The organism is Jonesia denitrificans DSM 20603 (assembly GCF_000024065.1).
GTDB classification, from domain to species: Bacteria; Actinomycetota; Actinomycetes; order Actinomycetales; family Cellulomonadaceae; genus Jonesia; species Jonesia denitrificans.
In genome coordinates, this window is record NC_013174.1 from 866,012 (window position 1) to 878,927 (window position 12,916).

Genomic DNA, 12,916 nt, shown 5'->3' on the forward strand with positions numbered 1-12,916 from the left:
AACCACACAATGTGGTTGGCCCCCGCACGTGTGACGAAAAAAGGTGACGGTTAGTTTGCGTGGAGATCCGCGTTCAACGTAATCCCATGACCAGTGCGCTCCACAACCTCAACCTGACCAGTGAGCGAGTTGCGACGGAACAAAAGATTCGGTTGCCCTGACAGTTCACGGGCCTTCACAACAAGTGGGTACCCATCTTTATTCGTTTGCCCAACGACATGAACCTTCGTGCCCGCAGTCACATACAACCCAGCTTCGATGATGCAATCATCACCCAGAGAGATTCCCAGACCAGAGTTCGCGCCAAGCAATGAGCGTTCCCCGATCGAAATAACCTCTTTACCACCACCAGATAGCGTTCCCATGATTGATGCGCCACCGCCGATGTCAGAACCATCACCGACAACCACACCAGCCGAAATCCGGCCCTCGACCATAGAAGTCCCCAGGGTACCCGCGTTGAAGTTGACGAACCCTTCGTGCATCACAGTGGTGCCCTCAGCGAGGTGAGCTCCCAAACGGACACGGTCCGCATCAGCAATACGCACACCACTTGGCAGAACGTAGTCAACCATGCGAGGGAACTTATCCACCGACTGGATGGTCACAGTTCCCCGTCGCCGTAACCGCGCACGTGTCACTTCAAAGTTGTGCGGAGAACAGGGACCAGCACTGGTCCACACCACATTGGCAAGCGCCCCAAAGACACCGTCAAGGTTGATCGTGTGCGGGCGCACGAGACGGTGAGAGAGCAGGTGCAGCCGAAGATACACGTCTGCAGCATCTGCAGGTGCCTCATCCACATCAATTACGGTCGTCACTGTTGACAGGGAGACATCCCGGTCGTCGTCACGGCCTTCCAACGCGGTCAATTCTGAGGGGACCGTAAGGTCATCAGGTGCAGGGGTCAGCGCCGGAGACGGATACCACACATCCAGCACAGTACCGTCAGCAGCGATCGTCGCGAGGCCATGGCCCCACGCAGTTCGAGAGAGATTATCAGCCATAACACCAGCCTAAAACCAAAAAGCAGAACATGGGTTGGCATGTCCGATAATGAACACCACCAACGATGCGTGGTGCGTTATCGTGGAACACGACGACACCCATCACAGGAACGGAATCTGCGTGCACCAGCACACGACGAACCCCTTGACCGCTGCAGCTGCCCACGGCCCCATCGCTCTCACTCGCGCAGTGTGTGACATCGAATCAGTCAGCGGGAACGAACGCGAACTCGCAGACGCCGTTGAGGACCTGCTCACGCAAGCCACCCACCTCACAGTGACGCGCATCGGCAATAACGTTATCGCGCGCACCAACCTGGGACGGGACCGTCGAGTCGTCATCGCTGGGCACCTCGACACAGTCCCCGTTGCGAGCAACCTTCCCAGTGAACAACGCACCATCGACGGACGTGAGTGTATTTGGGGTCGCGGAACCGTCGACATGAAAGCAGGAGTTGCAGTTCACCTGGCACTCGCACTCGAACTGGACAACCCACACCACGACATCACCTGGTGCTTTTACGACAACGAAGAAGTTGACGCCCACCTCAACGGCCTTGGCGTGGTCCACCGAACCCAACCTGAACTGCTCACAGGTGACTTTGCCATACTCGGGGAACCATCGAACGCCATCATCGAAGGGGGCTGCAACGGCACACTCCGCGCTGTCATCACCACCAAAGGAATTGCCGCGCACTCCGCACGATCGTGGATGGGAGACAACGCAATCCACGCAGCAGCTGACATCCTCGTACGCCTCTCCGCCTACGAACCAGCGACGATCACCGTGGACGGGCTCGATTACCGCGAAGGACTCAACGCAACCGGCATCACCGGAGGAATCGCAGGCAATGTGATCCCCGACCTCTGCGAAGTGATGGTGAACTACCGGTACGCCCCATCCCGGAGCCTCGACGAAGCAGAAGCCCACGTACGTAGCGTATTTCACGGCTACGAGGTGCGCATCGTGGACAAAGCACCCGCCGCTCGGCCAGGACTGGACGCACCCATGGCGGCCGACTTCGCTAAAGCCGTCCGCTGCGCTACAGGGCAACAACCAGCCCCCAAATACGGGTGGACAGACGTGGCGCGCTTCGCCGAACTCGGCATCCCCGCTGTGAACTTTGGACCAGGAAACCCTTCGCTAGCCCACCACGACAACGAACACTGTCCAACCAGCGACATCACGGCAGTCTACAACTCACTGAAAGCCTGGCTCAGCGCCCCCAACTCCTAACGCACACCGCCTCAGGCTGCTACACCCGCCTCACGCATCCAACGACGAAAGGTGCACCCCATGACGACGTCCTACCGCCACCTTGGCCCGGGCTACCGCAAAGGCCCCATCCTGCTCCGTGGTAACCAAATTCCCGGTGAAACCTCCGACAAGCGCCTCCTTGACAAGTCAGAATCCGCTGACTGGGTTCACCAAGACCCCTGGCGTGTGCTGCGCATTCAAAGTGAGTTCGTCGAAGGGTTTGGTGCCCTGGCTGAACTAGGCCCAGCCATTTCGATCTTTGGCTCAGCACGGACAAAACCTGATCACCCAGACTATGAGCTTGCCCACACCTGCGCTCGCCTCGTTGTGGAACGGGGCTACGCGGTGATCACCGGTGGTGGACCAGGCGTCATGGAAGCGGGAAACCGAGGGGCCTATGAAGCAGACGGCGTGTCCGTAGGGCTCGGTATTGAACTTCCGTTCGAGCAAGGGATGAACGAGTACGTCAACCTTGGAGTCAACTTCCGTTACTTCTTTGCCCGCAAAACCATGTTTGTGAAGTACGCCTCTGGGTTTATCGTTCTGCCCGGTGGCTTCGGTACCTTCGATGAACTTTTCGAAGCACTGACCCTGGTACAAACGCATAAAATCACCGAATTCCCCATCGTTCTCGTGGGTAAAGACTACTGGGCGGGGCTGATCGCCTGGTTGAAAGACTCCGTGGCTAAGCGCGGCATGATTAACCCCGCCGACGTCGACCTTTTCCACGTCGTTGACACTGCTGAAGAAGCAGTGCAGATCGTGGCCGACCACGCCGACTCAGTGCACGCAGCAGCCCTGGAATCCTTCAGCGACAGTGACGAGGAACCCGTTGAAGGATAACGGGCCACATGTTCCGCCCTCAGGAACTCGGTTCGTCGTTCGAGGGCAAACTATTGGCGGAAGTGGGGGTGCTGCTCCAGCTGTCATGGCAATTGTGAACAGAACCACCGATTCCTTTTGGTCTGGCGCACGCCAATGGGACATTGATGTGGCACTGCGGGCGGTGGAGGATGCTGTCACCCATGGAGCTGACATTGTGGACATCGGTGGCGTTCGCGCAGGTGTGGGCCCACCCATCAGTGTGGACGAGGAAATCGGCCGTGTTGTTCCCTTCATACACCAGGTGTGTCAGCTATTTCCTGACACGGCGTTTTCCGTGGATACCTACCGTGCCCCTGTCGCCCAGGCCGCCGCACAGGCCGGCGTTCACATCATTAATGACACCTGGGCTGGGCACGACCCCAACCTTGTGACTGTTGCTGCCACATATCACCTTGGCCTTGTGTGTTCCCACACCGGTGGATTGCTTCCCCGAACTGACCCCTATCGAGTCGCTTACCCACGTCGGATCGACCAGGCCACCGCCGCAGGGCCAGACAACGGCGATCCACGTGATGGCGTCCTCGACGATGTCCTGGCAACCGTCCTCGCCACAGCGAACCGTGCAGAACAAGCAGGAGTGCCGCCCGAATCTCTTCTGATCGACCCGACCCACGACTTCGGGAAAAATACGTGGCACTCACTTCATCTTGTCCGGGCAACACAACAACTCGTCGCCACCGGCTATCCCGTTCTGATGGCGCTGTCGCGAAAAGACTTTGTCGGTGAAACACTCGGCCTCGGCCCTGACGAACGCCTCGAGGGTACCTTGGCGGCAACTGCTGTGGCTGCCTGGAACGGCGCCAAGGTCTTTCGGGCGCATGACGTCAAAGAAACGAGGCGAGTCCTGGATATGGTGGCGGCATTACGAGGAGATATCCTCCCCCAGCGTGTGACAAGGGCCACAAACTAGGGGGGTTTCTGTGGCTGACCTCATGGTAAGGGCTGTCAAGACTTCCGTGATTAGGTAAAATAGACGAACGCGCCGCAGACGCGCAAGCGACGCTCCTCTGAGTCATGCACAACGAATGGAGAACACCAGATGGCCGCGATGAAGCCCCGAACAGGTGATGGACCCATGGAAGTCGTACGAGAGGGTCGCGGCATCATCATGCGAGTCCCACTCGAAGGCGGCGGACGACTCGTCGTCGAACTCAACCAAGCCGAAGCCAACGAACTCGGCACCGCCATTCAAGCAGTCATGGATTAACACGTGAGCCCCAACACTGATACCCACCACCTCGACACAACACGTGGGCGGGACCTCCCCTCCATCGTGGTCCACCCAGGAACACTCGAAGACTACGAAATCCTTGGACCCGACCATGTCGATGCACTCGCTGTAGGTGTCGGGGCTCCAGTTGACGACGACGACGAACTTCAACCGCGGGCAGGAGTGGTTCACGTTTCCGCTCGCTACCGAATCAACCTCTCCGAGCTTGCAGAACGTGCCCGTTTTCGGGGAGCCGCCGGGACAACTCACATCATTGACCTGCCACGGGTCCACACAGGATCAACCACTGAACTGCCCTGGGACGGCCTGCCACTACGGATCATCCTCGTGGGCGTAGGGCACTCAGAAGCCAACGATATGGCCAAAGCGGGCGCTGCCCTCGGTCAAGCAACACGCGGGCTTCACCGAGTTGTCACCACAGTGGCAGCCACCGGCAACCCCAACGATGCGCGTGCCTTTGCCCGCGGCTACCTCCTTGCCGCGCCCCGCCCCTGGTCAGCCAAGTCACGCACACAACCAGGTCCCGCCGACGAACTCGTCCTTCTTGTTCCCGACCACGATGTCACCGAAACCACTGAGCAACTCCCCGCAGCACGCACCTCAGCATGGGCCACCTGGTTCGCACGCGACCTCACCGCGACCTCGTCGAACATCAAAACACCCAAATGGTTCGCCGACCAACTGGTGACACAAGCGAAAAACTACGACACCGTGACAGTCACAGTTCGTGACCACACCTGGTTGGACAAGAAAAAATACGGTGCACTGCTCGCAGTTGGCCAAGGTTCCCAACACCCACCGCTCCTGGTCGAGGTTACACACACCCCACAAGCCAAGACTCGCCAGCACGTTGCTATCGTCGGGAAAGGCATCACCTTTGACACCGGTGGAATTTCGCTGAAACGGCCACGCGAAACAATGATCCCCATGAAAACGGACATGGCTGGGGCCGCCAGTGCTGCAGCAGCGGTCTTCGCCGCCGCCCAAAACAACCACCCCACAAAAGTCACCGCGATCCTGGCGCTTGCTGAAAATCACATCGGTGCGCGATCCTACCGTCCCGGTGACATTCTCCGCACCCACCGTGGCACCACCATCGAAATCACCAACACAGACGCAGAAGGTCGTCTTGTCCTTGCAGACGCACTCGAACACGCCGTTCACACCGTGAAGGCTGATCTTGTCATCGACATCGCAACCCTCACAGGGGCCGCGTCCATGGGATTGGGACGTGACCACGGAGCTCTTTACACGGTGGACCCGATCCTTGCAGAACGCATGAAAGCAGCAGGTGAAGCAGTAGGAGAACCGGTCTGGCACATGCCTCTCGTGACCGACTACGCCGATGACCTCCAGTCTGATGTCGCCGATGTCGCCAACACCTCGCGCACCCCCGGGGGTGGGTCCATTACCGCAGCGCTCTTCCTTCAACGATTCGTGCCCCAGGTGCCATGGATTCACCTTGACATCGCAGGACCCGCCAGAAGCGACAAAGCTCGAATTGACGCCCCGCAAGGGGCAACCGGGTATGGGGCTCGGCTCCTGACAGAGTTCCTCCACCGACACGCAACCTCGTCAAGCACACAACTGTGATGCGCATCGGCTGACATCACCTCACGATGCGCGAGCAGCGTTGTCCTACACGTCCTGTTTCATCAAACACAACAGCCCGTCACCCATCGGCAAGATAGACGGTGCCCACAACGTGGAATCACCCAACGATCGATACCACTGGCGAAGGCCAACAACTGCCTCATCACGGTTCGCAGGGTCAGACAGACGACCCGAAGCAAAAGCATGAGTGATCACCGCGACGCCCCCGGGGCGTAACAGCCGGTATGCCTCATCGCAGAGAAGTTCCGCCTGGAGTGCGCCAGAAGTCACCACAAAGAGGTCATAGCCGCCATCGGCGAGGCGGGGGAGGACCGCATCAGGATCACCCGTAATTGCTCGCGTACGATGCGTGGTCACCCCTGCGTCTGAGAATGCTTGTTTCACCGCACGCTGATGAGCAGGGTCAGGATCAATCGTTGTTAACACCCCGTCACGAGGCATCCCTTCAAGTAACCACAACGATGCCACGCCGGCACCAGAACCCACCTCAACCACCGTGCGAGCCTGAGCGGCAGCAGCAAGAAGCCGCAATGCAGACCCTGTTGATGGACCGATAGTCGAACACCCCAATTGGTGAGCACGTTCACGAGCCGCGACAATTGCGTCAGGTTCCTCGATGAACCCCTCCGCGAACGCCCAGTTCGCAGCCATGTGCGACATGCGTGCCACCCTCTTTCTCCATCTCCCTAGGTATCTTACGGTGACATCGGCGTCAACGCTGGGAATACAAGGGTTTTCAGCAACCTTCCAGCCGATTGCCTTAGTGTTCTCACATGGAGCCACAGCCCTGGGAAGAGATCGTCCGCAACCACTCTGCACGCGTGTACCGGCTCGCGTACCGTCTCACCGGGAACCAACAAGACGCTGAAGACCTCACCCAAGATGTTTTCGTCCGTGTCTTCCGTTCACTTGACACCTACGAACCAGGTTCTTTCGAAGGGTGGCTCCACCGCATCACCACCAACCTCTTCCTCGACTCTGTGCGTCGTCAACGCCGCATCCGCATGGACCATATGGGAGACGAAGACTACGCTGTCATCGATCACAACACCCAAGCTCTGCCAGAGCGTGTCTACGAACACAACAACCTTGACGTTGATATTCAACGAGCACTCAGTTCTTTGTCGCCTGATTACCGTGCCGCAGTCGTCTTGTGCGACATTGAAGGGCTATCCTACGAAGAAATCGCCACGACTCTCGGTGTAAAACTTGGAACTGTGCGCTCCCGCATTCACCGGGCACGTACGCAACTGCGCCGAGAACTTGAGCACCGAACTGTCCCCACACCCGCGGAGGTGACGCAGTGAGTCCACACTTGGGGCCGTCGATCTCTGCGTTCATCGACGATCAACTCACCCCACACGAGAGAGATGGGGCACTGAACCACATTGCGTCCTGCTCATTGTGTGCCAGTCTTGTGCGCGAGGAACGCATCGCGCGTGGATTACTGCACCAGTGCACTGATCCGACTCCTTCTGACGGATTGATGGCAGGGCTTTTGCAACTTGCTCCTTGCGAATCAACAAACCCTACAGACGCACCCAGCCGCCGAAAACCAGATCCATTTGTGCCCTGCACAGCCCTGAGCACACATGCGTGGTCGGGCACAGTGCGCTCACCGTCACGTGCCTGGTTCACTATCGCCGGGTCGATCCTTGCACTCGGAGTGCTCTCGCCCATTGTGATGTGGTCAATGGATGAATCACAGCTTGTAACACCACTGACCGACCAGCGTGCAGTTCACGACCACATCAACGAACTCGTCGATGACCCAAACTTTGCCCCTATCGCCGAACTCAGCGAGCCATCGCGAGCATTGGAACCAGATCAAGTGAGCCAATGGGCTCAATCAGCGGGCTGGATTGCTCCGATGATCACCCAGTCAGACTCCACCGTCACCATCGACCGTGTGGGGTTTTCTTCGACCGCCCCCACGCATTTAGAAATCGTCTTAAGAGCAGGTGACACCCGCGCACTGATTAGGCAAACCCGTGGCACGCTCGATCGTGGGGCTCTGGGGGACGCGAAACACGTCATGGTTAATGGGGTCCCGCGAACCATGATGTCCACAGACCCCATTCACGTTGTTTGGCAAAGTGACTCGACGGTGTTTGAATTGATCGCGCCGCGCGACACAGCGACCGCGATGGACATGGTTGCGCTATTTCCCGCTTCTGAACCGCACCAAGGGTTGTCCTCAGTGGTGACGGCACTTTCTGACTTCGTAGGAGGAGCACGATGACCTACCCGCCATCACACGAGCGGTTCGCTCCTCGACCGCTCCCGCAAAACCACGGTGACGCGTCACAACACCCACCAGCGCCTCAACCTGAACCAGCCCCGCAACATGCGGAGCCAGAACCTCAAACGTCTCCTGTTCCCCAACCTCTGCCACTTGCGTCGCCAACACCGCCCCCACACTCTGGGCCTGTGACCGGATTTGTCGTTCCCGGTACTCGTGGACCACAGCAGCGGCCACCATCTGCTCCACAATCGAACTCGACAAGTGCCTTCACCACAGGGGTTCCTCAACCGCCACAACCACCTACCTGGACGTCCACCCAGCCTGGTCCCTCCTCACCACCCCGCGCTCCTCGCCGCCGAGGGGGAACGGTCGCCCTCGTCTCAGTTGTTGCCGTTGTTGCCTCGCTTATCGGTGGTGCACTGGGCTCACGGTTGGCAACCAATGACTCAGTAGCGCGATCCTCAGTGATCTACCAGTCGGCAGAACAAGACAATGCGGCACTGTCGCGACAAGAGGGCAGCGTCGCAGACATCGCTGCACAAGTTCTTCCCTCAGTTGTTGCTATCGAGGTGTACTCGTCTTCTGGCGGATCAACTGGTTCCGGATTTGTTATGACTAAAGATGGCTACATTCTCACCAACGAACACGTGGTCGCTGAGGCTTCGTCAGCGAACGACGTGATTGTCACCTTCTTCGATGGCACCGAGCACGAGGCGGAGGTCGTTGGGTCCACGGTTGAGTACGATCTTGCGGTGCTTAAGATTGACCGGGACGATCTCACTGCCCTTCCCTTAGGAAATTCTGACGATGTTGTCGTCGGAGACACCACCATTGCTATCGGAGCTCCACTTGGCCTGCAGGGGACTGTAACCACGGGAATCGTGTCGGCGTTGAATCGCCCTGTGAGTGCAGGCGGCGGGGAAGACGACATCTCCTACATCAACGCCATCCAAACAGATGCTGCCATTAACCCTGGTAACTCAGGCGGTCCTTTAGTCAACGCCCGCGGCGAGGTCATCGGCGTGAACTCTGCCATTGCTCAACCGCCAGGCTCAATGGTCACCTCCCCAGCAGGAAGCATTGGATTGGGATTTGCTATTGGCTCCAACCAGGCAGCACGCACCGCAGGTGAGATTATCGAACGAGGATACGCAACCTATCCAATCATCGGGGTTGTGCTCGACTCCACTTATCAAGGGCAGGGCGTCCAAGTGATTCGTAGCCCGCAAGGGGGAAGCGATCCGGTCACCCCAGACGGTCCGGCTGATCGTGCCGGGATAGAAGCTGGCGATGTGATCACTGCCATTGACGAGCGGCCAGTCACCTACGCTGACGAACTCATTGTCGCGATCCGCGCAAAAGCACCTGGAGACACGGTCACGCTGACTGTGCGCACCTCAGGCGGTGAACGACAAGTCAAGGTAACCCTTGATGAGGCACGAAGCGAATAGGCTAGGCTGAGAACACACAATGGTTCAACGGCTCGAGGTGCACTAATGTTTGGGATCAATGGCGGAGAGTTCCTCGTCATCCTGCTCGTTGTTGTTCTCGTTGTTGGACCAGAGCGGCTCCCGCAATACACTGAACAGCTCGCGAAATTTGTCCGGGGTGCACGCACATTCATCACGGAAACAAAAGCGAAGGTTGACCAAGAACTTGGTCCGGAGTTTCGGGATGTTGACTGGCAAAAGTTAGACCCCCGCCAGTACGATCCTCGTCGTATTGTCCGTGACACCTTACTTGAGGACACCATTCTTGATCCCGCACGTCATCAGGCGGCGGTGAGTGCACCTGCCGCGGCAACGTCAGCGATGGCAGCTGCTCGTGCACGGTCCTCACAGGCCGCTTCACCACCGGCATTTCCCACGTTTACCCCGCTACCTCACGGGACTCCACCACCGTACGACCCGGAGGCAACTTGAGTGTCCTGCAAGATGGCTCATAACGAGCGCCACAGCGTATAGTTCGCCAGTTTTTATGAAGTACCGCCAACCTGATACAAGAGAGACCATGACGACACCATCAGCCCGCCAGCGCATCTTGTCTGGAATGCAACCCACCAATGATTCCCTCTCTATTGGAAACTACATTGGTGCGATGACCCAATGGGTGAGCCTCCAAGATGACTTCGATGCGTTCTACATGGTGGCGGACTTGCATGCGCTGACAGTCAACCCAGACCCTGACAAACTCCGGGAGCGGACCCGCCGCACCCTCGCCCAGTATCTTGCGGGGGGAGTGGATCCGGAACGGTCCACTCTCTTCTTGCAGTCGCACGTGCCGGCCCACGCTGAACTGTCGTGGCTGTTGTCCTGCCACACAGGTTTTGGCGAATTGAGTCGAATGACGCAGTTCAAAGACAAAGCAGCGAAACAAGGGACGGAAACCGCCACAGCTGGACTGTTTAGCTACCCCGTCCTCATGGCTGCCGACATACTTCTTTATGACGCGGCCCGTGTTCCTGTGGGTGAGGACCAACGTCAGCACCTTGAATTGACACGCAATCTCGCCGAACGCATGAACAGCCGTTACGGTGCGGACACCTTCGTGGTTCCGGAACCACACATCGTCAAAGCAGTAGCAAAAATCTATGACTTGCAACAACCAACGCAGAAAATGTCGAAATCTGAGGTTGGTAAAGGAACAATTTGGTTGCTGGACGACCCGGCGAAAGCAGCTAAAAAAATCAAATCAGCTGTCACTGACGCTGGAACTGACATTACCTATGACCCGGTGAACAAACCAGGGATCTCGAACCTGCTCACAATATTTGCCTACCTGACCGACCGAACCATCAGTGATCTCGAGCACGAGTTCGAGGGACAACAATACGGCCATCTCAAGGTCGCACTCGCAGACGTTGTCGCTGAGTTCCTGACTGAGTTCCAAACGAAAGTCCACACATTTTTGGATGACCGCGCTCAACTTGATGCGATCCTCCGTGTTGGTGCGCACAAGGCTGGCGACGTTGCACAGGACACCCTTCGGCGAGTCAACGACCGGCTGGGGCTGCTCCTGAGCGGTGAGCAGGCTTAAGGATGTCTCACCAAGGACGTGAGGGTGGCCTCCAACGTATCGGTGTGTCCATTGCTGTGCCACCTCCCTTTGATGAGGAACTGTCAGCTGCACGGCGCGCTAGTGGCGATCCCTTGGCTGATGCTATTCCTCCGCACATCACGTTGTTAGGTCCCACAACGATCGCAACAGACTCCATGGATGTCATCTGCGATCACATTACGCGAGCATGCCACGCAATTGATCCCTTTGATGTTCATTTACGGGGCAGTGCGACTTTCCGTCCTGTTTCACCAGTTGTTTTCATTCAAGTGGTTCAAGGAATCGCAGAATGTGAACGCCTTGAACAAGCGATTCGCTGTGGTCCTTTGGCTCAGGAACTTCGCTTCAACTACCACCCACACGTCACCATTGCTCACGAAGTTCACGACGACGCACTTGACTCCGCATTTCACACAATGGCTTACTACGAGGCGCGATTTACCGTATCAAAGATTCATCTCTTCGAACACGGTGATGATGATGTGTGGCGACCAGTGCAGGAGTTCGTGCTCGGTACTTAAGCCCAGGCACTAATCAGTGGTGGGGAGTGGGGCCATACTCTTCGACATGCCCGGTAGGACGCTCTCACCTAGGCTAAGGGGGTGAAAACAACAGCTGACTCATCGTCAAAAAAGCCTCTTGACCGTTGGAAAGATCGGGCGCGCTCGTTTATTGCTTGGGTTAAGGAAACGCGTGCTGTTCGTGCCGTGCGGCGTTACCAGTTGGCAAATGGGTCCATTCTTGCTGGTGGTATCACCTACACGGCGCTTTTTTCTTTGTCCGCTGCCCTCACCATCGGTGTGACGCTCCTGATGAGGGTTTTTGGAAACAACGAACAGTTGCGTGACCAAATATTCGAGTCGCTTGATCAGTCTGTGCCCGGGCTCATTAATACTGGTGACAACGGGGGGCTTGTGCGCCCTGAGGACCTGACAGTGTCTCCCACTGTGACGTTGACAAGTGCGATCGCGGTGGGTGTGTTGTTGTTCACGGCGCTTCGTGTGATGGCCGCGTTTCGTAAGTCGTTGCACGCCATGTTTGGGATGGTGACTGCCCGAAAGAACAAGCCCATTGATAAGCTCCGCGAGCTCATTGGTTTTGCGGTAATCGCGGTGGGTGTGTTTGTGTCAGCGGTGGCCACGATCGCGGTGAGTGCAGTGGGCCGCTGGATGTCTGGTCAACTTGTTGGCGGTGAACTGTGGTCGGCGTTGATTCCGGTAGGAAGTATCCTCGTGGGGGTTCTTGTGGACGCAGGGATGTTTGTCTTGCTGATGCGGGTCCTTGCCGGGTTGAAGATGCCACGCAAAGACCTCTTTGCTGGAGCTGCTGTTGCCGCAGCAGGGCTGGGGTTGTTACGGGTGCTTGGGACTTCTGTTGTGGCAGGATCAGCCACCTCAAATCCGTTGTTTGCGTCCGCAACAGTCATCATCACGATTCTGGTGTGGATCAACACGTCAGCGCGCATTATTTTGATCGCGGCTGCGTTTGCCGCTGATCCACCGCACGCCATATTGACTCGGGAAGAGGAGATGTCAGCGATGTCAGTGTGACGTGAACACGGATCGCTGTGAACTGCGTGTGGGCGGTCACCATCATGGTGATGGTGACCGCCCACACGT

Annotated in this window: 14 protein-coding genes; 12 read left to right on the forward strand and 2 right to left on the reverse strand. The window is 57.6% G+C overall.

The features are described 5' to 3' along the window. Positions 1 to 50: 50 nt before the first annotated feature. Positions 51 to 1,007 carry a 2,3,4,5-tetrahydropyridine-2,6-dicarboxylate N-succinyltransferase gene (dapD, locus tag JDEN_RS04030; protein WP_015771094.1) on the reverse strand — a complete coding sequence of 319 codons (957 nt, stop codon included), beginning with the start codon at positions 1,005 to 1,007 and terminating at the stop codon, positions 51 to 53. A gap of 121 nt (positions 1,008 to 1,128) precedes the next feature. Here dapD and dapE point away from each other — a divergent pair, with 121 nt between their 5' ends. The 5 genes from dapE (at position 1,129) to JDEN_RS04050 (ending at position 5,974) form a co-directional block, all read left to right on the forward strand. Continuing rightward, the gene (gene dapE / locus JDEN_RS04035; RefSeq protein ID WP_015771095.1) at positions 1,129 to 2,244 is read left to right on the forward strand and encodes a succinyl-diaminopimelate desuccinylase; all 1,116 of its coding nucleotides are present in this window, start codon (positions 1,129 to 1,131) and stop codon (positions 2,242 to 2,244) included. Positions 2,245 to 2,304: 60 nt separating this feature from the next. Then, complete coding sequence (locus JDEN_RS04040; RefSeq protein WP_015771096.1) at positions 2,305 to 3,108, forward strand: LOG family protein; 804 nt, start codon at positions 2,305 to 2,307, stop codon at positions 3,106 to 3,108. An 85-nt stretch (positions 3,109 to 3,193) separates the two neighbouring features. After that, positions 3,194 to 4,060: a dihydropteroate synthase gene (gene folP, locus JDEN_RS04045; protein ID WP_015771097.1), complete on the forward strand. Its 867-nt coding sequence runs from the start codon at positions 3,194 to 3,196 to the stop codon at positions 4,058 to 4,060. Between the two features lie 129 nt (positions 4,061 to 4,189). Beyond that, positions 4,190 to 4,357 (forward strand): DUF3117 domain-containing protein, encoded by a 168-nt coding sequence (locus tag JDEN_RS13385; RefSeq protein WP_015771098.1) that lies wholly within the window; start codon positions 4,190 to 4,192, stop codon positions 4,355 to 4,357. A 3-nt stretch (positions 4,358 to 4,360) separates the two neighbouring features. Further along, the gene (locus JDEN_RS04050; protein ID WP_015771099.1) at positions 4,361 to 5,974 is read left to right on the forward strand and encodes a leucyl aminopeptidase family protein; all 1,614 of its coding nucleotides are present in this window, start codon (positions 4,361 to 4,363) and stop codon (positions 5,972 to 5,974) included. Between the two features lie 45 nt (positions 5,975 to 6,019). Here the strand turns inward: JDEN_RS04050 and JDEN_RS04055 are convergent, their stop codons facing one another. Then, positions 6,020 to 6,655, reverse strand: coding sequence for an O-methyltransferase (locus JDEN_RS04055; protein WP_015771100.1), 636 nt, complete (start codon positions 6,653 to 6,655; stop codon positions 6,020 to 6,022). Positions 6,656 to 6,768: 113 nt separating this feature from the next. Here JDEN_RS04055 and sigE point away from each other — a divergent pair, with 113 nt between their 5' ends. The 7 genes from sigE (at position 6,769) to JDEN_RS04090 (ending at position 12,847) form a co-directional block, all read left to right on the forward strand. Continuing rightward, positions 6,769 to 7,302 (forward strand): RNA polymerase sigma factor SigE, encoded by a 534-nt coding sequence (sigE, locus tag JDEN_RS04060; protein WP_015771101.1) that lies wholly within the window; start codon positions 6,769 to 6,771, stop codon positions 7,300 to 7,302. Further along, positions 7,299 to 8,237 (forward strand): anti-sigma factor family protein, encoded by a 939-nt coding sequence (locus tag JDEN_RS04065; RefSeq protein ID WP_015771102.1) that lies wholly within the window; start codon positions 7,299 to 7,301, stop codon positions 8,235 to 8,237. Before sigE ends, JDEN_RS04065 begins: the two co-directional genes overlap by 4 nt. A gap of 188 nt (positions 8,238 to 8,425) precedes the next feature. Continuing rightward, positions 8,426 to 9,691 (forward strand): S1C family serine protease, encoded by a 1,266-nt coding sequence (locus JDEN_RS04070; RefSeq protein ID WP_226926605.1) that lies wholly within the window; start codon positions 8,426 to 8,428, stop codon positions 9,689 to 9,691. Between the two features lie 45 nt (positions 9,692 to 9,736). Further along, positions 9,737 to 10,162 (forward strand): Sec-independent protein translocase family protein, encoded by a 426-nt coding sequence (locus JDEN_RS04075; RefSeq protein WP_015771104.1) that lies wholly within the window; start codon positions 9,737 to 9,739, stop codon positions 10,160 to 10,162. Between the two features lie 88 nt (positions 10,163 to 10,250). After that, positions 10,251 to 11,276 (forward strand): tryptophan--tRNA ligase, encoded by a 1,026-nt coding sequence (gene trpS, locus JDEN_RS04080; protein ID WP_015771105.1) that lies wholly within the window; start codon positions 10,251 to 10,253, stop codon positions 11,274 to 11,276. Positions 11,277 to 11,278: 2 nt separating this feature from the next. Then, complete coding sequence (locus JDEN_RS04085; protein WP_015771106.1) at positions 11,279 to 11,818, forward strand: 2'-5' RNA ligase family protein; 540 nt, start codon at positions 11,279 to 11,281, stop codon at positions 11,816 to 11,818. A gap of 81 nt (positions 11,819 to 11,899) precedes the next feature. Then, positions 11,900 to 12,847 carry a YihY/virulence factor BrkB family protein gene (locus JDEN_RS04090; protein WP_015771107.1) on the forward strand — a complete coding sequence of 316 codons (948 nt, stop codon included), beginning with the start codon at positions 11,900 to 11,902 and terminating at the stop codon, positions 12,845 to 12,847. The last annotated feature ends 69 nt before the right edge of the window (positions 12,848 to 12,916 follow it).

Bases quoted from the DNA above. Each gene is read 5' to 3' on its own strand.
- dapD (WP_015771094.1), bottom strand. From the start codon at position 1,007: ATGGCTGATAATCTCTCTCGAACTGCGTGGGGCCATGGCCTCGCGACG.
- JDEN_RS04040 (WP_015771096.1), top strand. From the start codon at position 2,305: ATGACGACGTCCTACCGCCACCTTGGCCCGGGCTACCGCAAAGGCCCC.
- folP (WP_015771097.1), top strand. From the start codon at position 3,194: ATGGCAATTGTGAACAGAACCACCGATTCCTTTTGGTCTGGCGCACGC.
- JDEN_RS13385 (WP_015771098.1), top strand. From the start codon at position 4,190: ATGGCCGCGATGAAGCCCCGAACAGGTGATGGACCCATGGAAGTCGTA.
- JDEN_RS04055 (WP_015771100.1), bottom strand. From the start codon at position 6,655: ATGTCGCACATGGCTGCGAACTGGGCGTTCGCGGAGGGGTTCATCGAG.
- sigE (WP_015771101.1), top strand. From the start codon at position 6,769: ATGGAGCCACAGCCCTGGGAAGAGATCGTCCGCAACCACTCTGCACGC.
- JDEN_RS04075 (WP_015771104.1), top strand. From the start codon at position 9,737: ATGTTTGGGATCAATGGCGGAGAGTTCCTCGTCATCCTGCTCGTTGTT.
- trpS (WP_015771105.1), top strand. From the start codon at position 10,251: ATGACGACACCATCAGCCCGCCAGCGCATCTTGTCTGGAATGCAACCC.
- JDEN_RS04085 (WP_015771106.1), top strand. From the start codon at position 11,279: ATGTCTCACCAAGGACGTGAGGGTGGCCTCCAACGTATCGGTGTGTCC.